Raw genomic sequence first — 21,432 nt, 5'->3', positions numbered from 1 at the left:
AAAGCGAGGGCTCAATAATCGATACGGGGATCGACCAGCATGTAGGAGATATCAATCAGCAAATTCACCCCTACATACACCAGCGAAAACAGCACGATCAGGCTCTGAATCACCGTAAAGTCGCGCGACAGCACCGCATCCAGCACCAAGCGCCCCAGCCCCGGAATGTTGAAGACCGATTCGGTCACCACCACCCCGCCGATCAGCATGGTGATGCTGATGCCGATAATCGTCAGGATGGGAACTGCCGCATTGCCCAGGGCATGACGTGTCAGGACACGACGCTCGTTCAAGCCTTTTGCACGGGCGGTGCGGATGTAGTCCTCGTTCAAGGTGTCGATCACACTGGTGCGCACAATGCGGGTAATCAGGGCGATGTACACCGTACCCAGGGACACCGCCGGCAAAATCAAATGCCGCAGGTGTTCCCACAGGCCTTCACTCAAGGGCTTGTAGCCCTGTACCGGCAACCAGCGCAGCTCCAGCGAAAACAGCAGGATCAACAAATAAGCCACGATGAATACCGGCACGGAAAAGCCCGCCACCGACCCTGCCATCACAAAGCGATCCAGCGACTTGCCTCGATACCAGGCCGAGCACACTCCTAGCGGAATGGAAATGGCCAAGGTGTAGGCCAGGGTCAACAAGGTCAGCGAAACCGTAGGTCCCAGACGATCCAGCACCAGATCCTTGACCGGGCGGCTGGAGATCAGGGACGTGCCAAAGTCCCCTTGCACCATGCTGCCCAGCCATTGCACGAACTGCACCGGCACTGGCTGGTCCAGCCCCATCTGATGACGGATTTCCGCGATCTGTGCATCCGTCGCGTTATCCCCCGCCACCAGAACAGCAGCATCGCCATGTGTCATGCGCAGGACCACAAAGATCACTAGCGCCACAATCAGCAATACCGGGATGGTGGCCAGTACGCGCTTGAAAATAAGCCCAATCATCGCTTCTCCACATTCCAGAAGACCGGAACCGGCGTTTGCAGAAAGCCATTCAGGTTCTTGCGCACGGCGCTGACCATCTTGAACTCACCCAGAGGGACGATCACACCTTCATCCATGATGTGTTTTTGCAAGTCCGTGGCCAAACGCCCCAGCTCGGACTCGCCACTGGCGCGGGCAAATTCCATGCGTGTCTTTTCAATGGCAGGGACATCCGGCCAGCCAAACCAGGCCTTGTCGCCGTTGGAGGCCACCGCCATGAAGCTCAGCGGATTGCTGACATCCACCAGCCCGGAATAGGTGGTGATGATGCTCCAGCCCCCCTCTTGCACGGGACGCTTGGAGGTGCGGCGAGTCTGCACGGTTTGCCAGTCCATGGCTTCCACATTGACGGTGAACCCGGCATTGCGCAGTTGCTGGGCAATCACCGGCACCACGGGCGAAGTCAGGAAGTCGGTGGGATGCAGCAAGACCACGGGCTCGCCCTTGTAACCGGCCTGCTCCAGCCGCTTTTTCGCACCGGCAGCATCCCCCTTGAAGTAGGCTTCAGAACCGGCTTGTGACGGGAAAACGCTGTGGCATCCAAACACGGCACCACACGTTTCAAAGTATTCCGGGTTGCCCACTTGCGCCTGCATCAAGGGCTTCTGGTTCAGCGCCATCATGGCGGCCTGACGCACTTGCTTGTTATTGAATGGCGGCTGCAGGAAGTTAAAGCGCATTTCAGTCTGCGCGCCCCGAGCCGTAGAAGCATTCAGAACAATGTCCGACTCGTTTTGCAGCAAGGGCAAGAGGTCCAACTGAACCTGATCGATCACATCAATCTCGCCACTGCGCAGCGCGTTCACCCCGGTCATGGCATCGGGCATGGCGACCCATCGCACACGATCTACCTTGACCTGCTTGCCACCGGCCAAACCGCTGGCAGGCTCATTGCGGGGCACGTAGTCCGGGTTTTTCTCGAACAAAGCCTGCACACCTGGGCGATATTCCTTCTCCACAAATCGGAATGGTCCCGAACCCACCGTAGAAGTAATCGCCTGACTGACCGGCGTGCGTGCCACCTCCTTGGGCATGACAAACAAGGGCAAGGAACTGGGTTTGCCCATGGCGCGCAACGCGATGTCGGTCGGGAAAGAGAACTGCATCACAAAGGAGCGGTCATCCACGACCTCCATCTTGGTCAGGAACTCCGTCATGATCTGGCCCATCTTGTCCAGCTGAATCCAGCGCTTGATGGACTCGACCGCATCTTCAGCCGTTACGGGCGAGCCGTCATGCCAGCGCAGGTTCTCACGCAAGGTCATGGTGTAGGTCTGGCCGTCCTCGGACACTTTCCAGCCTTCCAGCATCTGGGGTTTGACCTGCCCCTGCGCATCTTCCGCCAGCAAGGTGTCGTACACCATATAACCGTAGTTACGCACAATGTAGGAGGTCGTAATGACCGGGTCCAGGGAGCGCAGTGGCGCTTCCATCACGGCGGTCAGCGTGGTTTGCGCACTGACGGCCGCAGGGGCAATCGCCGTGATGGCAAGGGCAGCCCAGACAGCGGCTAACGATTTGGCAGGACGCAAGCGGTCCTTAAGCAGGTTGCTCATGTTTTGTCTCTCCAGGTAGTTAAAAGCGGTCCGCCTTTGCTCTTGTGGCGGCGGTCCCGTCATCAGGGGGGTTACTGCTTATTCACGGGCCAGCTCCACCAAGGTCGATAGCAGAATCGAACATCCCGCTATCAGGTCTTTATCGTGGGTAAACTCTGCCGGGTTGTGGCTCAAACCACGTACACTCGGTACAAAAATCATGCCTGTGGGGCAGGAGCGAGCCAGCATCTGCGCATCGTGCCCGGCACCGCTGGGCATGCGCTTGACCGAGCAGCCCAGATCCTTGGCGTGTTGCTCGACCTTGCTAATCAAGCGTTCATCAAACTGCACCGGATCAAAGCGGGCCAAATGGCGATGCTTGATCTGCACACCCTCACGCTCGGCCGCCTGTCGGGCAAAATCCAGCACTTCCTGCTCAGCCTGATCCAGGCTGGCCTTGTCCACATTGCGCAAATCCACGGTGAACACGGCTTTGCTGGGGATCACATTGACCAGATTCGGAAACAGCTCGCAGCGCCCTACTGTGCCCAGTTGCGGCGGGCCGTAACGCTCAGTCAACTGGCGTACAAAACTGCCAATTTGTTGCGCCACAACACCGGCGTCATGTCGCAAATGCATGGGCGTGGTGCCAGCATGGTTGGAGACACCTTGCACCTCGAACTCCAACCAGCAAATCCCTTGCACGCCAGTCACGGCACCGATATCAATGCTTTCATGCTCCAGAACCGGACCTTGCTCAATATGCAGTTCCATATAGGCATGCACATCAGGTTGGCCGCAAGGCATGGAACCGGCGTAGCCAATACGCTCCAGGTTCTCGCGCACGGTCGTGCCATCAATGCCCACGGTGTCCAGCGCCTCTTGCAAGGACAAGCCACCTTGAAACACCAGACTGCCCATCATGTCCGGAGCAAAGCGCGCTCCCTCTTCATTGGTAAAGGCCACCACTTGCAAGGGACGATCCAGTTGCACATCGGCATCATTCAAGCTGGCCACAACTTCCAGTCCAGCCAGCACGCCCAGATTGCCGTCGTAGCGTCCGCCAGTTCGCACGGTATCGATGTGCGAACCCGTCATGACCGGCGCCACATCCAGACGGCCAGCGCGTGTCCCGATAATGTTGCCGATCTGATCAATCTCCACACTCATGCCCAGATCACGCATCCAGCTGACCACCTGATCGCGGCCCGCCTTGTCCTCATCCGTCAGGGCCAGGCGGCAGACGCCGCCCCCGTCGATTGCACCAATCTGCGCCAACTGCGCAATACGCTGCAGCAGGCGTTCGCCATTAATGGCTAAACAAGTGCTGGCTGGGCTGTTCATACTGGCTCCTGAGCCAGCACTTCTTTGGCGCTCATACCGACAATGCGCTGATACAGCTCTGCATCGGTATCGCCTTCGCTGGCAAAAAACATAATTTGGCTGTTTTCATCAATACCCAATGCCTGACGCCAGTCCGCTTGCTCGCACGCAGCCATGCAAGCCGCCACACCGGCCACGGCAGACTCACCCGCCACAATCGGCGCATCACCTTTATCGGCACGGGCCAGACGGCGCATGGTTTGCAAGGCGGCATCGTCTTCCAGCGTCATATAGGCATAGGTGCCGGGATCCAGAATTTCCCAGGCCAGCAAGGAGATTTCGCCGCAAGCCAGACCGGCCATCACCGTATTCAAATCACCGGTGACCGTGACGGGCTTACCTTGAACAGCACTTTGGAACAGGCAATCGGCCTTGTTGGGTTCCACCACAATCAAGCGGGGACGCTGCGCTCCCAGACGCTCCCACATATGGGCGCATACAGCGGCAGCCAAACCACCCACACCACCCTGAATAAAGACGTGAGTCACCGGCTTGCCCGAAGCAATCTGATCCAGCGCTTCCTGCACCATCACGGTGTAGCCCTGCATCACATCCTTGGGCACATCCATATAGCCCGGGTAGGACGTATCGGACACCACAAAATAGCCATGCTCTTTGGCATCTTCAGCAGCCTGGCGCACCGAATCATCGTAATTGCCGGGCACGCGTACTACCTTTGCCCCGTAAGAGGCAATGGCCTGCTCACGACCAGTACTGACATGTTCATGGATATAGATCACGCACTGACAACCGGCATTCTTCGCCCCCCAAGCCACCGAGCGGCCATGATTGCCATCGGTCGCGCAGGTCACGGTCAAACCAGCAATAAAGTCCTTGTGGGCAGGACTCTTCAGATCATCCAGCGTCAGGCTGGCATTGCCGGTATGAGCTTGCAACTGACGCAACAGCAAACGATTGACGGCATAAGCACCGCCCAAAGCCTTGAAGCTGCCCAAACCAAACCGACCGGCCTCATCCTTGTAATACACCCCACCCACCTTCATCTGCGCGGCCAGACCGGGCAAATGACGCAAAGGGGTAGGCGCGTAACCGGGCCACTGCACAATGCTGGCCTGAGCCTGCTCGAAGGCGGCTACCGACAAAATCGATTGCAAGGAAGCGTCGTATTCCTGGCTGTCCTGAACGCAACGAGGGTTCAGATACAGTTGCACCGCGCCTTGCTCCCGAACGGCATGTTTGTTCATGTCTGCTCCACTTTTATGGGTTTAATTATTGGACTTCAAGTCCTGAAAACTGCGATGGATGGATTCAATCTTCTGCAACTTACGGGCAACCTGCGTCTCGGCCTGCAGAGCCACCCGGCTGACCAAGTAATTGATCAGGCTGAGCGTGCCGGTATGCGAGTCAAACAAGTACTCCCCGCGTGTTGCCACCGTGAATGCGATGTCTTGCGAACGCAGCAAGGAGCTTTCCAGGCCATCCGTCAAAAAAGCCATCTGTACCGACTCGCCCCGCAGATGCTCCACCAAGGAAGGCAGGAGCACCGAGCGGCGACGAAAATCCATCACCAGGGCCAGATCCCCTGCTTCCACATCGGCCAGTTGCTCGGTCAGATGGGCCACCGTGCCCACCGCCAGATGCACATCCGGGCGCAGTTGCTGCAGTAAAGAGTGGGCGTAGCACGCCAGGATCTGGCCATTGCGGAAACCAAACACCCAGATGCGTCGTGCTTTCAGGGCGGCTTGGGTGAAGTTGTCCAGATGCTGTTCAGTAATGTTCTGGAAGGTCGTGGAAATGTTCTGTACGTCTGCATTGATAAACGGCGTCATATCGGCCTGAATACCGCTGCTGGACATGGAGTGCAGACGCTTGAAGGGAGCGCCGTCACCCATTTGCTCGCGGGCCGTGACCCGGAATTCGTTAAAGCCGTTAAAACCCAGACGCCGGAAAAAGCGCACCGCGGTAGCCGCCGATACACCTGCTTTCTCGGCCAGTTCCTGGGCGGAGTAAGTAGCCAGCTGCCCCATATGAGACAGGACCACATCGGCCAACCGCCGCTCCGCGCTGGGCAGGACATCGAGAATATCCAGGATCGAATCTTTGATGACCATGACACAACCTAAAATTGAAATTTGTTTTTCAAATAATACTTAATAAAATTTTAATTTCAATTATAGATGCGATGATTTGGCTCCGTATTTACCCTTGGAGATAGAAAAAAGGGAAAAACAGGGAAGATTGAAGCCCGCCAAGAACGGCTTTAAATAAGGGCTTCAGGTAAAAACAAGGTGTAAACCCTTGCTTGGAAAGTTTCTGCCACCTGAAAGTGAAATCGCAAAGCCCATGATGAAATTTAAATTTCATCATGGGCTTTGGTAAGAGGAATTTCAGTACAAGAGCCGCCAGCAGAAGCCACAAAACGCCTATTCAGTGGACCTATTCTGCTGGCAGTAAAGACAAACAGCGCGTAATCAGAATATCGGCCATGGACAGGTTCTTGGCCACACTTCGGAACCAGAGCGCATAAATCTGGCAAGCCAGCATGGCATCCTCAAGATCAACCGCCAACAACTCACGTCGATACGCGGATGCCTCTTGCAAAGCTTGTCGCATCACGGCAGGTGATGTTGCCGACGGCCACCCCGCCCCCGCAGGCATCCATTGCCATCGGCTCCAACTCATCAACCAATGTTGACCCGCCGGACTGCGTGCCACTCGTCTACCCAACAAGCTGGGCAAGACCAGTTGCCCTGGCAAGGCCTCCAAACGCTCTGAAATCAGAACCTGCTTGTCCCTAAAGCGGTCCAGGCGTTCTCTTGCTGCCTCGTCCTCGGCCATCAGAAGACAGGCTTGCCAATCCAGCTCCTTGAACCAGCGCTCATGCAAAGGAGCATTCGCGCGCTCGTAGCGCGCCTGCAAGTCCTCGGAAATCGAACAGGCCAACAAGCGCGTACGTAAAGATGTCCCGCATTTGCGTTTTTCCGACTCACTTAACCATTGCGCCTGCGCTTCCCATGGCCAGATCAAGGCCTGCAAATCCTTGTCCTGATGCACAGCCAGCAAAGGCGGAACAGGCCAATGCGGCAAGGCTTGCTCCAGCAAGGTGCGTTCATGCTCGCCTACCGTTTGCCGACTGGCATCGTAAAGCTTAAGCAGGCTGGTGCTGCTGTGATCCCCTGCTGGTTCCTGAAGTAAGGACACATAAGCGGCATGCCCCTTTTCCACCAGAAAACAGGAGGCCTGCTTGACCTGTCCTTTCAAGCCCAGAAGTGTCGTCAACTCCGTCAAGCCGGTATAGGGCACAGACAGATCCTGGATGTACTTCTGCAAACCCAAGGGCTCTTGAATGGCTTTAGCGCCTTGCACACGATCAGGCAGGAACAGCAGAAACACCTGCTCCTGATTTTTCCAAAGCAGTTGTACACGCAGCAAGGAGGTAAATAGCTGAATCAGCATCTGCCTGCAGGCAATCACGCAGATCACAATCCACACAAGCGCCGGAGCCTGCACATAGGGATAGGTAAAGACAATCCAGGCCAGTACAAAAATGAAACCTAAATGCCAACCGTATTTGGACAGGCCCTCTGCCTGCACCAGCACTCGAAACGCTGGGTAATACCAGGCCAGAACAGCCAATAACGAGCACACCAGCAAATACACGGTCATTCCCAAAGCTAGCGAGGGATACACCCACAAGAGCAAGAACAGCACCGCCAACAGCAAAATACTGGACGACAGCAAGCGGGCCAGAATCATGAAGTACTTGCGTGTCTTGCCTTGGTACCCGATGGGCAAGCCGATCTTGGCATGCGCATCCAGCAGCTTTTGCGCGCCATGCTTTCCGACCTGCCCAATGGCCCATTCACATAAAACGTGCACGACAAAAGCCGCCAGTACGATCAGGCCAATCGCCATCACGGGTTGATCAGCAATCAACCAATGCCAGCGCACCGAACTGCGGCCATCAATGGCGGTCAATAACTGCCAGGGCAAGACCAGGCTGATCAGCAAGGCGGCCAGCGAGCACAGGACTAGAAGCACGATCAGAAGCAGGCTGCCTGCGGTGTAGCGGGCTAAAGAGTAATAAACACTCCAAAAGTGCTTAAGCGCTTGCATACCTTAGTTTCCGGCGCACCTTATGGCCAACTGACTGGAACCACTGCCTAGCAAATTGTGATACGAAGGCGCCTTGCCTTCCATTTCCACTACATCAACACGGTGCCCATAACCGCGCAGCATCCAGGCGAACTGAACCTGCAGATGGAATGGCGTATTGGTATCCCGAGGATCACCAACGATATACAGCTGACGAGTGTCATCAGGCACCACACCCTGAACATGGAAAACAGGGTCATAACGATCAAAAATTCGCTGGCTCGCCGCATTAAAGTCCAGCGAACGATGTCGACTCATGCGCCACAAAATGTTCCTGGCCATATAGTTGTACGTACCTGAACTCATGACAGCGCACTGTATATCGTCTCGTCCCATTGTCAGCAAAGACGCAATCACGGTAGCCCCACCACTATGCCCCAACAGAACCAGCTTTTTAACGCCATAGCGCCTCTTGAGTTCATCCAAGGCCCGGCCTAAAACCACAAACTCTTCTTGATAACGACGCTTTCGATGGTCACCGCTGGAACCGTACGTCCCTGGCCTGGCCATGACCAGCCATGGCCGACCAGCCAATGCCGCTTGCTTTTCGGCATAGGCTTGTTGCGCCAACAAGGTATTGTTTTCAATATCCTCGGGCGCTTGCCGCAAGGACTTATCCCTATCGCCATAAAATTGAACGATAAGCACCTCGGCCTTCTCCAACTGCCCTGCCGCAAAATATCGAATGCACGCAGGCCCCACATCCCCTTCAACCCACAAGTAGCTAGGCGCATTGGGGCACTGCTGGCTATTAGCCTGGGCACTCCACGCCAAAGGCGCCTCGTCCACGGCGACCGTATACGCCCAAGCTGGCTTGACAGAAAGTCCGGCCATCAAAATAGCGAACACGCCCGCCCGGACACGGGCTTGTAAAACGTAGCGCCCTTTCATGCATCCACCAGTTCAAGAGAAAACGCATGCGTCAACAGGGCGTGCACCACATCACGTCCGCCTTGGCTAAAGCAGAAGCGGGCAAACAGAGGGTCAGTCGTCACATCGACGACATGCCATTCTTGTTCATCTGCCGACTTCCGCACCGACTGGGCTCGAATACTGAAACCGAGGTGCACCGGTCCATACATGGCCTGCCTAAGTTGGCTCGCAACCCGAGCCCAGCTGCCATGTACCTGTTCCGTGCAGTCCACGTACGCTTTTGCATCATCCTGTGGTTGCGCAAGAGCCGCCACAATCGAGTTGCCCACCACAAAAAAGTGGAACTCGCTGCCACTTACCTGCGCCTCGCAATACATAGGCCGAAGTTTGCGGCTGAGTTTGTCCCATTCCTGCTCGAAGGCTTTTCCGTCAGACTTGTTAACGGCATAGGAAAGCAGGTTGCCCCTCTTTAGATTAGGCTGAACAAGCATCTCCGTCTTTTTCGAGCATACATATTTCCACGCTTCCGACACCTGCTCAGGCTTGAACAAACGGCCTGCGGGAACCGGCAAAGCGGCACGCTTCAACGCCCTTAAGGTCCAATCACGATCATTGCTGGCACGACGTGCCAACGAACGACTTAAGGAGCACAAGCCCTTCTGAAAACCCAAGCGCTGACTCTCGGACGAAACCACGGTCAGGGTTTCACTAATGGCATCCAGCTTCAAGCCCAAGGCCAAGGCCGAACGACGCAGCAAACTCACTTGATCTCTCTGGCCTGCTAGCTCATTTGCAAGATTCTCGTCAAACAGAGGAGCAGGCTCTATCTGAACCGGACCAGTCTGCCTGTTGGCAGTCATGTATTCCCCACGCTCTATAAACTCCAGCAACTTCAAAGGGATATTGACTGCCTTGCCATAGACATTGAAATAAGGGCTGGTCGTGCCGCAGTTATAGTTAATTTCAAGAATAGCGATATTGCCCGGTTTGCCATCGCCCTTGAAATCCTTGATCAGTACATCAAAGCCCAACAAGGTCGCACCAGGGATGGCCGCCGCAGCCTGCTCAATGCAACGAATAATCCGTTTATCGATCTGCTCAGTCAGATTGACGCTATCGCCCCCCATGCCCAAGTTGGACACTGAGCTTAAACGGACATGCTCTCCTGCCGCTGGGACATCCGACAGCTCTCGCCCTTGCGCAAGAAAATAGTCAAAGTTACGAATGGGATAAATCCCCAAAAGCGGGTTTAGCATCCGGTGCTGATTCTTCGTGTCGATCAGTTCCTGCACGGTGCTGCTGCCATCGCCCACTACAAAAGCAGGTACCCGACACATAGCCGCCGCATACTGACCACCTACCGTGATTATTCGTACCTCATCGCCCTGTACAAAATCCTCTACCACCACACGCCGCGCACCCCGCTCGGTCGCCAGACTCCAGGCACGATCAAAAGCCTGCCTTCCTTCAATATTGGTGCTGATCCCCTTCCCGCCCGAGCCTTGAACAGGTTTGACAACCTGCGGGATACCCCGCTGCTGCAAATAGTTGAAGGCCTTTTCCTTATCTGTAAACTCCGCGCCTTGAGGGCATGGAAAACCGTAATACTGCAAGAACCGCTTGGTTAAGCTTTTGTCGGCCGTCAACGCAAAAGCGAACATCGAACCCGCCGGATTATTCTGTGAAAAATACTCTGTACGGCCCCCATCAGGCAGCGTCACACTAAAGACCAGTCCCCGCTCCGAACGCACTGTGCAAGCTTTTTTAACTGCGTAATGGCTAACAACCGTCCGCACAATATCGCCCTTCCAGCCCAGAAAAGGAGAGTCCTGGAACAGGTTTTCTCCCTGTGCCACCACCTCCTGAATAATTTGCTGGTTAGCGGGCAGGTCGGACTTTCCCAGGATTTCTCCAATCGTCCCGAAGTCCGAGTCTCGTCGAGACCCCTTCAATAGCACCAAGTCGCCTGTGCGAATTTCCTGATGCAGAAACTCAAGGACTTCAGCTGCATTCTGGCAATGCGGTCCTAATAAGGAAGCAGGCAACTTGTTGCGCAAGGCCAGCATTTCCTCGCCCTGTGTCACAACAAGAGAAAAACCGGTTTGCATGACAGGCTCAGCCAAACCGGCATGCAGTTGCTCAGCCATATCCCCTAAATGAACAATCCGGCCCAGTACGGCTATTTTTCGGCCAGTAACCTCCATGGCGCCCACCACAGAAAACGCATTAATCATCGACAACACCTCTGCGTTATAGCTGTCGTCAATCAAATCAAATGTGCGATCTCCCAGCGAGGCACAGATACGCTGCAAGCGCGCATGCGGCAACTGATAAGCCTCAACCCCCTCTCGACAATCCTCCAGGTGATACCCGGTTGCCAAAGCCGCGGCGATTGCGGCGGCGGCATTGTGCCTGCCCCCCACGCCAGGAACAGGCACTCGGATTACTGCGGTATCCGTCCCATAGGTGAATTTGATGAGCGAGCCCGACTCATCCTCTGACACCAGCTCCAACAGCAGTCCACACGTGCTGGACTCCCCGTACACGATGACCTGGGAGGCAAAGTTACGTGCCTGCTCCAAAATGTATTCAAAATGAGGGAGGTGCTCGCCAATCACAGCGACGCCACTATCTTGCAGGGAATCAAAGACTCTGGACTTCCAATGGGCAACATCTTTCAGGCTGCGAATATTGGCATTGGTTTGTGATAAACCGACCTCCGTCAAGATCGCCACCGTCGGCTTTAGAAGGCGGGTGACCGGCCCCCGTTTCATCCAGAGTGCACTTTGCGCGACCTCAACAATCGCCGCAGAATAGTCTTGAGCAAGGCTGGCCAGCAATGCGGGCGCACCAACACGCGAGTTGTAGTTATCAATACTGGCCAGAATCTTCCCGCCATGCCCTTGCAAAATGCCTTTGAGCATATCGGAAGTTGTTGACTTACCAACTGTTCCCGTCACAGCAATCAAAGGGCCGGTATACCGTTGACGGGCCGCCAGACCTAGTTCTATCAAGGACTTGATCGGATCTGCTACATAGAGCACAGGGAAATCTGCCGGTAAGCCCTGCACAGGCTTGCTGACAATAGCACCAACCACTTTGCCGCAAACACGAGCCAGGACGCGGTGCCGGTCAAAATTCCTGGCAGGCATACTGGATTGCTCATGCCGTTGTCGATCAAACGAATCGTGAGCAACAAACAAGCTCGGACCAGGCAACATATCAATATGCTTTTCGCCGGCGACAAGGGACTTTACATACCAGCCCTCTGGAGGCTGAACCAACCAAATGCCCCCTGTAACCTGAGCCAGCTCGTCGGCCGTCCATGTCTTGTCTTGCTCATCCCTGCGAGTGATAGCCGGATAGTCCGTGCGATATGTGTGCAGCCCTTTTTCAGGGCGTAGCTCTTCATCTCTACCTGGAATCGCCAAATGCACCACGCGCGGAAGTTTGACCCGCGCGAAAGCCGCCTCGGCACTCTTTAATCCCACTTCCAATTGAAGGGGGACGTTCTTGAGTTTGGGCAAGTACGGGGGACGCAGACTATAGAAGTCTCGGTATATTTTCCCCGCCTGCCAGCGAGAGGTCGGCATCATCCAATCGCAAGGATCATGATCCATGGCAATCCCCCATGGGCTCATGGAAGTGCGCCGTACGGGAGCTGCTCGAAAGTCCAGGCGAAAATCCGTTCCAACCGCCTCATCAGCAGTCCAGAATGACTCCACCCACAAGCTCGTACGGTGAGTAATCACCGAGGGCGAAACTCGCAGCCCTAGCAAACGCAAAGGGCCAATCTTTACCGGAGGAATAACAGCATCTTCCGGAACCTGCGCTACCGTCCACTCCTTATTTTCGGGTACACGCAAGGATTTTGCTCTGCGAGGCGCCGGAGTGGCTGCCAAATCAACAGTGCGCGGGGCGCCTCTGGCCGTCAGCACCAAGTCCACATAAACAGTGCCATCTTTGGTGCAGTGGACGGCGGTTCCTTGTGACTCACACAATTGGGCATAACGACGGGCGGCAGCGACAGCAGCGTCTCCCTCCAAACATAGGGTTTGTCCAAAGCCGACGCCGACTGGAATAAAGCTCACCCGCTTCACCCCCCTGGCATTGATCTCCAGCTTGAATACCCCGGAATCCACAAAATCCTGCCGGATCGCATCAAATAACAGGTCACCCGCATCGTGGATAATCGGGCGCCCCTGATAGATCTCTATACCTTGCAGTACGTGAGCCGACGACCCAAGAACCGCATCCGCTCCGGCATCAATCACAGCACGCGCCGCCGCCACATCTTGCTCTGCCGGTTCGTCCGCCAAGTTCGCTCCATAGTGCACCGCAACCAGCACAACATGGGCTTGCTTGCGAGCCGCTTTCACCAAAGGAGACAAGGTCTTTCTAATCAGGTCTGGATCATCAGGCGCAAGATAGGCCGTCCCAGGCTCCGCCTCCTTCGCAGCGAAACGATGCTGAGTCATATCAATTGCAAATACCGCAACGGTCAGGCGGCCCGCTTTTGCAAAAAAAGGTTTGAAGGCTTGTCTGCGGTTCGCACCACTTCCAGCGTGAGCAATAGCCATGGCATCCAATAGCTCTGCCTGCTGCAGCAAGGCCTGCCCACCATAGTCACCCGCATGGTTATTCGCGGTGACTACCGCGTTCACCCCTGAGCGCAACAAGACTTCCAGCATTTCGGGTCTGGCCCTGAAGTAATACGGCCCCCCTTCCCCTTTGGAAATGCCTTGTGCGCCCTGTGTCGCAATAACGCATTCCAAATTAACGATAGACAAGTCCGCATCCCGCAAAGGAGGAACCTGCAAGACCTTGTCAGCGCCCAATTCTTTAGTTCGGTAATGCTGGCGCCGTCCCAAGTTCACGTCCCCGCCCCATACAATCGACGGGCCTACATCTTCCGGCGTGTCGACAAGAGGTCCTGCTGCCAGCTGTGGGGTCCCTATAGAGAGTCCGATGCCCTGGGATTTCAAATACGTCAAATACGCCACATACCCCGACAAATAGTGCTCAATATCATCAATCCGCACCCGGAAACTATGATGACGGATAAAGAAGCCATTCAGGATACGTGCCGGATTCTTGAAGTACATGGCCAGCTCAGGCCAAAAGAAACCATCCAGCAAGCTGCGGGCGCGTATTTCCAGTGCCTGATAAAAAGTGTCCAGCGGGAAGCCATCAAGCATGGCCTGGATCTGAGGATTGGCGTCAGACTGCATGCGCACAATCATGCGCTGGGCCGCCATCATCAATTCCAGCAAGGTAGGAAATGTGGTGATGCGGTTTTGTACAAAGTCCAGATAACCGTGCACATTGTCCAGGCCAAACTGGTAGTAGCGCGGCTCCGGTTTGTACAAGGTCAATTCGTTGACGCAGTAGCTCAACCAGTGGTCATGCGCCTTCCAGTGCTCGGCCTTGATGAAGAAATCAAAAGCCTTTTCAACCGTGGACAACCAGCGGGCATCGCGGGTCAAACCATACAGGCGCATCAGGCCAAAGGCGGCCTCACCGTCGTAATAAATAATCCGGTGTTCGTCCTTCAAGGACAGATCGGGATAGTTCAACACATGCACAAAGGACCCGGACTCAGGGTCTTGCATGAAAACAATACCCAGCGCCAATTGTTCCAGCAAAGGCAGGTACCGCTGATCGCCCGTCAGCTCCGTATATTTCACCAGGGCCAGCAAACAAACAGCATTTCCCCCCAGCTTGATCTCATCGCCTGTGTCCACCAGAAAAGCGGCAGTAGAACCATCAGGCAGGCTCATTACCTTGATCAGGCTTTCAGTCAGATACTGCAAGGCGCGTTCAATCGCCTGCTTCTGATTGTCCAATCCCGTGACTTCCCATCCTTCCAGCAAGGCATAGGTGGAGCTGGCATGACGCAAGGCGTTGTAAGTGGGAATTGCACGGTCAAAACATGGAAACCAGCCATAGTGATACTGGCCAGTTTGTTTAACTTGCTCAGCCAGATACTGGGTACTGGCATCAATGGTATGACGCACACGCCCAGGCCCCCAGTCCAGCACCTTGCGGTAGCCACTGTGACGGCCCTGGTGTTCTATCTCATGCACGTCCTGGCCATCGCTGAACACGGCCATCGTCTTGAACCGCCAGACCGTCTCCTCGGGGTTTTGTGGCCAATCCAGCGCCTGACCAAAACGCAGGCGGGAGTAATGGGCCAGATTCACCGCATTGGGTGTGGCCTCGCCCAGCTTGCCGTCATACAGAATTGCGTTGGCGGCCAGTTCCTGCTCCAAAAACGCGATTGAAAAATCTGCCTTGAAGGACAGGCCAAAACGAAAGTAATTACGCTTGGACAGACTCATGCGTTCTTGTTGATCGGCCCAGCTATACGCCTCTACCCGATTTACCAAATCCACACGCAACCATAATGCGGGCTTATCCTGCCCGGCCATCCAGGTGTTCAAGGTCTGACTGCCCTGCTCCCATGCCTGCTCAAAACTCTGCCCTTGAGAAATCTGCACATGGGCACGCTCCTGGCCATTGCAAACGCTGAAAAACAATACGCAAGCTGGTACGCCTTCTGGCAAGTCGCTCACCGGCTCGGAAGCCAGTTTCGTCGCTAATAGCGGCTTACATTGATTCAATAAAATAGACAGGCTCATCTCAACGCTCCCGCAAGGCTTCCTGCGCACGATTAATAGGCTTGATCAGGTACTCAAATACCGTTTTTTCGCCTGTTTTGATGTCTACCGTGGCAATCATCCCCGGCACAATGGGGTAACGAATGCCGCTTTTCTCGTTCACCAAGGCGTCATCAGTGGTACGGATAAAAGCGCGGTAATAAAAAACTTCGGGTTTGATTTCGTCCTGAATCGTGTCGGGTGACACAGTCACCACCTCGCCATTCAAGGCGCCATAAATGGAGTAGTCATAGGCTGTGACTTTGACCTTGGCTTCCAGACCTGGCCGGATAAAGGCAATGTCGCGCGGCGAGATACGTGCTTCCACCAGCAACTGATCTTCCATAGGCACAATCACCATCAAGCGGCCATTGGGTGGAATCACCCCACCTTGCGTCGTCACTTCAATATCTTTCACCACACCGCGCACGGGCGAGCGCAAAGTCAGGCGGGACAGCGAGTCCGAGCGTCCACGAATGACCTCTTCCAAAGAGTCCGCCTCGGCCTTGGCACGCGCCAGCTCTTCGCGCGCTTTCACCATGTATTCGGCTTGCCGCTCGGTAATCTTCAAACGAATTTCCGACACCTGACGTTGCAGCTTGAGTACGTCCACATGGCTGGCAGCCCCGGCTTTAGCAAGCGACTGGGTCAAGCGCAATTCTTCGCTGACAATACCCAAGGACTGCCTCAAGCCTGATATGGATTCATTCAAGCCAGCCTGGCGCGTGTTGTACAAGCGCGTTTCGGCCTGAATCAACGAGGGGAACTCGTTCAAGGACTGCGGAAAGCTCAACTTGGTGCCGTTCACTTCAGCTTCCAGTCGTGCCACGCTGGCTACTGCCGCCCTGTGTTTGGCCGCACTTTCACCGACGTTCGCTTCTGTTTTAGTCAGATCCAACTGCGCCAGAATTTGCTGCGGCTCCACAATGTCGCCCTCGCGCACATAGAGATGGGAAATAATCCCGCCCTCCAGGGACTGAATAACCTGCTCACGCGAGTTGGGAATGATCTTGCCGGTTCCCGAGGAAACCTCTGTCAACTCCGCAAAGTAGGCCCAGGCAATCAACACCACCAGGAGCAAACCAAAGAACCAGATAATGCGGTTGGAGCGCACAATCTGCGCTTCGCTTACATCGTCCTGATACTGGTGCTGATCCCGATTGGGGTCAAAGAGCAAAACCGCGTCCAGACTTTGATCCGACTTATCCGAGCTCTTGGGCTTGTTTGAGTTCTTAGTTGTCATTGGCGGGCTCCTGCTTTTTCTTTGCGCCTTGAGCCAGCTTGTCCAGCACGACTTGTTTCTTGTCATCCATCACGATCTTGCCGTTGCTGACCACCAGAATCCGGTCCACCAGCTCCAGCATGCGCAGCTTGTGCGTGGCCATAACCAGGGTCTTGTCTTGTGCCCAGTGATGAAGGTTACGAATAAAGTGCCGCTCGCTGGCGTCATCCATGGCCGAAGTAGGCTCGTCCAGCAACACCACATCCGGATTGGCCAGAATCAGGCGCGACAGGAGCAAGGCCTGACGTTGTCCGCCCGACAGGCCTTTCCCACCCTCGGTCAAGACATGATCAAGGCCGGTAGGCAAACGTTGAATGAACTCGATGGCACCGGTCATGGTCAGAGCTTTCAGGATGTCCTGATCGCTGGCCAGCGGCGCACCCAAGGTAATGTTGTCGCGTATGGTTCCGTAGAACAACGATGCGCTCTGACTGAGCAAGCCCATATCACGCCGCAAATCTGCCGTATCGATATGCGCCAGACTGACGCCCTCTATCGTGGCGGTGCCTTCAGACGGGATCAGCAGACCGGACAACACTTGCAGCAAAGTCGATTTACCCGCCCCGTTACGTCCCAAAATGCCAATTTTTTCACCCGCCCGAATCTGCAGATCTTTAATGGATAAAGCCACAGTGGGATTATCGGCGCGGTAGCTGACCTGGCAATCCTTGAACACATAGTTGCCACGAACATTGGCAACATGAATGCGCCCTTCCTCCACTGCGTCATCGTCGGTGGGCAAGCTCATGAGTTTGTCGATTGCACCAATGGCAACTTTGGTTTGCTGCCAACGGGACAGAACACCAGTCAGCTTGGCCATCGGCCCCAACATGCGTGTCCCCAAAATAGAAGCGGCAATCACCGAGCCCGTGCTCAGTTCACCATCAATCACCTTGAAGGCACCGAACATCACAATGACAGCAAAGACCGAGCCCTGTACCGCACTGGTCCAGCTACTGAGCCAGCTATTTAGAGAACGCAATTTCAATGCTACGTCTGCACTGGCCGCGTTGAAGTTATTCCATTGATTCTGGAAACGCAGCTCGGACTGTGTCGTCTTGATGTCCTCATAGCCTTGCACCGCTTCCACCAGAATTGCATTGCGCAAACTGGCCTCGCGAGCAGATTGACTGGCGTACTGGCGCAAGCGCGGTTGCGCCAGCAAATTAGGCACAATCATCAGCACCACAGCCACCAAGGGCACCCAAACCAGACTGCCCGCCAAATACCAGAACACCAGGCAAAACAGCAAAAAGAACGGGATATCGACCAAGGAGGTCACCGTTGCCGAGGTCAGCATTTCACGAATGCTGTCCAATTCGCGCACCTGGGCAATCAAGCTGCCGGTTGATTGTGGCCGGTCGCTATTACGGATACGCAACACACGACCATATACCCGGTCGGAAATGCGCAAGTCTGCCCGTTTACCCAGCATATTGATGACCTTGCTGCGGGCAATTCTGAAGGTAAAAGAGAACACCAGGGCCACCATCACCCCGCTAAACAACACATACAAGGTGGGATAGGACTCGGCCGGAATCACCCGGTCATAGACCTGTCTGGTAAACAGAATCCCGGACAGCCCCAATACATTGATCAAGAAGGACGCCACAAACAAATGGGAGTACGGGCGCCAGTCGCTAAAGACGATTTGCTTGAGCCAATGCTTTTCAAAAGGTTTGACGTAGTCATCCACGCGGGCATCGGCCACGGCATGAACAGGCCGCATCACAAACGCCGCCCGCACATTGCTCAACAGATCCGCAACCGCCACTTCGCTAAGCAAACCTTCATCACCGCTATAACGGATACCCAGCAAACCGCCTTCATTGATCTGTTCAACCACCCCGACCTGGCCGTTTTCAAGCTGCACCAGCAAGGGCAGACGCCAGATATTCAGATCGCTTTCACTTAAGGTGACGGGTTTGACATAGAGGCCCGCTTCTTTCGCAAGGCGGCGCAGCACATAGGCAATGTCCCGAGTTTTCAACCAATTGGCTGTCAGCTCCAGATTCTGGGGCGAGACATCCAGGCGGTAATGCCTGGCTATGGACAGAACAGCGTCAATCCAGGGTTTGTACAAATCCTGGGGCCTGGCCTCGGAGGCTGAGGCAACAGATACGGCTTCCTGCAATGGCATGCATTCATCCTTGTGAAATACAACGATCAAACGTCTTGTCAGTGACCTGCGTACAGGGCAGTGAAAAAAGGTCTGCCAATAGACAATCGCTGCATAGGCAGCGCAGACAGAAAAGCACTGGGCTTTGCAGCCCAGTGCTCCCGGTGATGAATTAGCCTACAAGGCTGTGCTCATCCAGCTCGTCAATGACGGGATCAACATCGACTTCCGGTACCAGCAGTTCTTCTTCGCTGATGCCTTCAAACGAGATTGGCTCGCCAGCGGCTTGGCCAGACTGCTCCTGTTCATCCTCCAATGCGCCCAGATCAACATCAGTGTCCTCGGTACCTTGAAGCTCAATGCTCTCTTCAAGAACTGGAGTCTCTTCTGTTGTCTCTGACGTATGGTCTTCAACGTTGTCCAAGGACAAGACGGATTCATCTGCACCCATCTCGTCAAAGTCAGCGCTAAAGGCGGACGCTTCAGGAACATAAGGACCTTCACCGCGCTCAACGCCCACCGTCAGGGTGGCGTTAGCCTCCGTGCCGTTTGGATGCTCCAGACGGTACTCAAAGACGTCCTCATGGCCAATCTCATCCAGACTAGATTTAGGCTGGTAGGAGTAGCTGCCGTTTGTGTTGATCGTCAACGTGCCATGCAGACCTTCCACTGTCGTTCCATTCACAACCTCCACAAAGGCGCCGTTGGCGTCCTTGATCAGGAACTTGGTGTAGGTCGAAGCCAGATGATCGTCGGCCAGAACATTACCGCTCGCGCCGTGAATGTTCTTGACGACATACTCATCCAGATGCGTGACCGACTGAGTCTCGTAACCCAGCTCCAACTTGCCGCCCGTGCCTGTCCCTCTACGCTGATACGTTGCCGTAACGGTGTAGTTTCCAGCCTCAAGCCCTTGCAGCATTTCCTGAACACTCAGGTTGCTGAACAGACCACCCGAACCCGTGTAGGTCTTGGAATATCCACCAGGACCGGTCACCGTCACCTTCAAGCTATCGGTAACAAGAAGCTCGTCAGGTGAAGAAGCCGTGATCTTGACGTTAGCTTTGCTGTTTGGATCAACCGTAAAGCTGACCGATGTGGTCTTGGTAACCTTTCCAGCAAGGATTCCGCCAATATCTTGGCTAGGAGCTTTCGCGCTAGGTCCACCTTGGGTCACACGGTAGTCACTGTCGATAACAGCTTCACCCGTGTTGCTGTTGGCAACCAAGTCAACTTCAGCTGGCTGAGACGGATCTTCGGGCCAGATCAGGCCTTGGCCGTCACTGTCGATACGTATGTGGATCGTGGCGGTGCTGGTTGAATTGTCAGCAGCCTTGATCGTGTACTCGAAGGTTTCCACCTTGCCAATACCGGAGCCATCAGCGTTGTTTGGCGTGTAAATAAACTCACCATCTGCACCAATGGTCAGCTTGCCGTACTTACCTTCAAACGTCGTTGTACCGTTGGCACCCACTTGTTCCCCATTGATATGAGTCACTTTGGCGCCTTCGCCAGCAGCGTCGTTATCGAGCACATTGCCGCTTACTGGTGTTGCCGTGTAAGAACCAGCTTCCGTGTGGTCATAGAACGTTGTCGAGCCGTGAACCTCGGTTTTGCTCACCAACTTCAGGCCACGCACAGCCGCGATCACCTGATACTCACCTGGGGGCAGGTCATGAATCGTGAACTTGGCCTTGCCACCAGAGAGACCAATGATATCGATCAAACTACCAGAGCCTGATTCTTCCAGAACCTTCCAGTTGCCGTTCCCATCCTTGACACGCAACTGAACCTTGACGTTCTCAAGCAAGCCAATCGCGGAACCCGAAGACACACTAATTTCGCTGGTAGCAGTCTCGCCTTCACCCACCTTGAAGCTGAAACGTGGAGCACCGTCAAAGAAGGCATCCCACAAACCGCCGACATCGATAATCGACCATGCGTCATCGAACTGGACCTTGGTTCCCAATTCGGTTGGTTCAATGTTCAGCTTGGCACTGAAGTAGTCGTCTGAGACGTCAGCGTCGGCATCCGCGTCGGCGTCAGCATCCGCATCGGCATCGGCATCGGCGTCTGCATCCGCATCGGCATCGGCATCAGCATCAGCGTCGGCATCCGCATCGGCGTCAGCGTCGGCATCCGCATCGGCATCAGCATCGGCGTCAGCATCTGCATCTGCATCTGCATCTGCATCGGCGTCTGCATCCGCGTCGGCGTCTGCATCGGCATCAGCATCAGCATCAGCATCGGCATCCGCATCGGCGTCAGCATCAGCGTCGGCGTCTGCATCGGCGTCAGCGTCGGCATCCGCATCGGCATCAGCATCAGCATCAGCATCGGCGTCAGCATCAGCGTCTGCATCCGCATCAGCGTCGGCGTCGGCGTCAGCATCGGCATCAGCATCCGCATCGGCGTCCGCATCCGCATCGGCATCAGCGTCGGCATCGGCATCAGCATCAGCATCGGCGTCGGC

Annotated in this window: 11 protein-coding genes; all 11 read right to left on the bottom strand. The window is 55.1% G+C overall.

Annotated features, from left to right (window positions below):
* Window positions 1–11: 11 nt before the first annotated feature.
* The gene (locus tag ACLPGZ_RS05580; RefSeq protein WP_009454334.1) at window positions 12–953 is read right to left on the bottom strand and encodes an ABC transporter permease; all 942 of its coding nucleotides are present in this window, start codon (window positions 951–953) and stop codon (window positions 12–14) included.
* Window positions 950–2,548 (bottom strand): ABC transporter substrate-binding protein, encoded by a 1,599-nt coding sequence (locus tag ACLPGZ_RS05575; RefSeq protein ID WP_429641043.1) that lies wholly within the window; start codon window positions 2,546–2,548, stop codon window positions 950–952. Before ACLPGZ_RS05575 ends, ACLPGZ_RS05580 begins: the two co-directional genes overlap by 4 nt.
* Window positions 2,549–2,626: 78 nt before the next feature.
* A complete protein-coding gene (locus ACLPGZ_RS05570; RefSeq protein WP_115633608.1) occupies window positions 2,627–3,871 on the bottom strand; it encodes a Zn-dependent hydrolase in 1,245 nt (414 codons plus the stop codon).
* Window positions 3,868–5,115: a diaminopropionate ammonia-lyase gene (locus tag ACLPGZ_RS05565; protein WP_429641042.1), complete on the bottom strand. Its 1,248-nt coding sequence runs from the start codon at window positions 5,113–5,115 to the stop codon at window positions 3,868–3,870. Before ACLPGZ_RS05565 ends, ACLPGZ_RS05570 begins: the two co-directional genes overlap by 4 nt.
* Window positions 5,116–5,136: 21 nt before the next feature.
* The gene (locus tag ACLPGZ_RS05560) at window positions 5,137–5,982 is read right to left on the bottom strand and encodes a MurR/RpiR family transcriptional regulator (RefSeq protein ID WP_009454338.1); all 846 of its coding nucleotides are present in this window, start codon (window positions 5,980–5,982) and stop codon (window positions 5,137–5,139) included.
* Between the two features lie 325 nt (window positions 5,983–6,307).
* Window positions 6,308–7,987 carry a hypothetical protein gene (locus ACLPGZ_RS05555; RefSeq protein ID WP_429641041.1) on the bottom strand — a complete coding sequence of 560 codons (1,680 nt, stop codon included), beginning with the start codon at window positions 7,985–7,987 and terminating at the stop codon, window positions 6,308–6,310.
* A 3-nt stretch (window positions 7,988–7,990) separates the two neighbouring features.
* Window positions 7,991–8,917 (bottom strand): alpha/beta hydrolase family protein, encoded by a 927-nt coding sequence (locus ACLPGZ_RS05550; RefSeq protein WP_427975188.1) that lies wholly within the window; start codon window positions 8,915–8,917, stop codon window positions 7,991–7,993.
* On the bottom strand, window positions 8,914–15,540 hold the full coding sequence (locus ACLPGZ_RS05545) for a CapA family protein (RefSeq protein WP_429641040.1): 6,627 nt from the start codon (window positions 15,538–15,540) through the stop codon (window positions 8,914–8,916). The genes ACLPGZ_RS05550 and ACLPGZ_RS05545 overlap by 4 nt, the downstream gene beginning before the upstream one ends.
* 1 nt (window position 15,541) lies before the next feature.
* Window positions 15,542–16,801, bottom strand: coding sequence for an HlyD family type I secretion periplasmic adaptor subunit (locus tag ACLPGZ_RS05540; protein WP_080748105.1), 1,260 nt, complete (start codon window positions 16,799–16,801; stop codon window positions 15,542–15,544).
* Entirely contained in the window at window positions 16,791–18,980 is a 2,190-nt protein-coding gene (locus tag ACLPGZ_RS05535) for a type I secretion system permease/ATPase (protein WP_429641039.1), read from the bottom strand. Before ACLPGZ_RS05535 ends, ACLPGZ_RS05540 begins: the two co-directional genes overlap by 11 nt.
* A 151-nt stretch (window positions 18,981–19,131) precedes the next feature.
* On the bottom strand, window positions 19,132–21,432 hold a 2,301-nt coding region (locus ACLPGZ_RS05530), incomplete at its 5' end, for a BapA/Bap/LapF family large adhesin (RefSeq protein WP_429641038.1).

The organism is Alcaligenes sp. Me129 (assembly GCF_050487245.1).
Classification (GTDB): domain Bacteria; phylum Pseudomonadota; class Gammaproteobacteria; order Burkholderiales; family Burkholderiaceae_B; genus Alcaligenes; species Alcaligenes phenolicus.
This window is presented reverse-complemented; position numbering and strand designations above follow the sequence as displayed.

Coding starts and splice junctions, on each gene's coding strand:
- ACLPGZ_RS05580 (WP_009454334.1), bottom strand. CDS start 953: ATGATTGGGCTTATTTTCAAGCGCGTACTGGCCACCATCCCGGTATTG.
- ACLPGZ_RS05575 (WP_429641043.1), bottom strand. CDS start 2,548: ATGAGCAACCTGCTTAAGGACCGCTTGCGTCCTGCCAAATCGTTAGCC.
- ACLPGZ_RS05570 (WP_115633608.1), bottom strand. CDS start 3,871: ATGAACAGCCCAGCCAGCACTTGTTTAGCCATTAATGGCGAACGCCTG.
- ACLPGZ_RS05565 (WP_429641042.1), bottom strand. CDS start 5,115: ATGAACAAACATGCCGTTCGGGAGCAAGGCGCGGTGCAACTGTATCTG.
- ACLPGZ_RS05560 (WP_009454338.1), bottom strand. CDS start 5,982: ATGGTCATCAAAGATTCGATCCTGGATATTCTCGATGTCCTGCCCAGC.
- ACLPGZ_RS05555 (WP_429641041.1), bottom strand. CDS start 7,987: ATGCAAGCGCTTAAGCACTTTTGGAGTGTTTATTACTCTTTAGCCCGC.
- ACLPGZ_RS05550 (WP_427975188.1), bottom strand. CDS start 8,917: ATGAAAGGGCGCTACGTTTTACAAGCCCGTGTCCGGGCGGGCGTGTTC.
- ACLPGZ_RS05545 (WP_429641040.1), bottom strand. CDS start 15,540: ATGAGCCTGTCTATTTTATTGAATCAATGTAAGCCGCTATTAGCGACG.
- ACLPGZ_RS05540 (WP_080748105.1), bottom strand. CDS start 16,801: ATGACAACTAAGAACTCAAACAAGCCCAAGAGCTCGGATAAGTCGGAT.
- ACLPGZ_RS05535 (WP_429641039.1), bottom strand. CDS start 18,980: ATGCCATTGCAGGAAGCCGTATCTGTTGCCTCAGCCTCCGAGGCCAGG.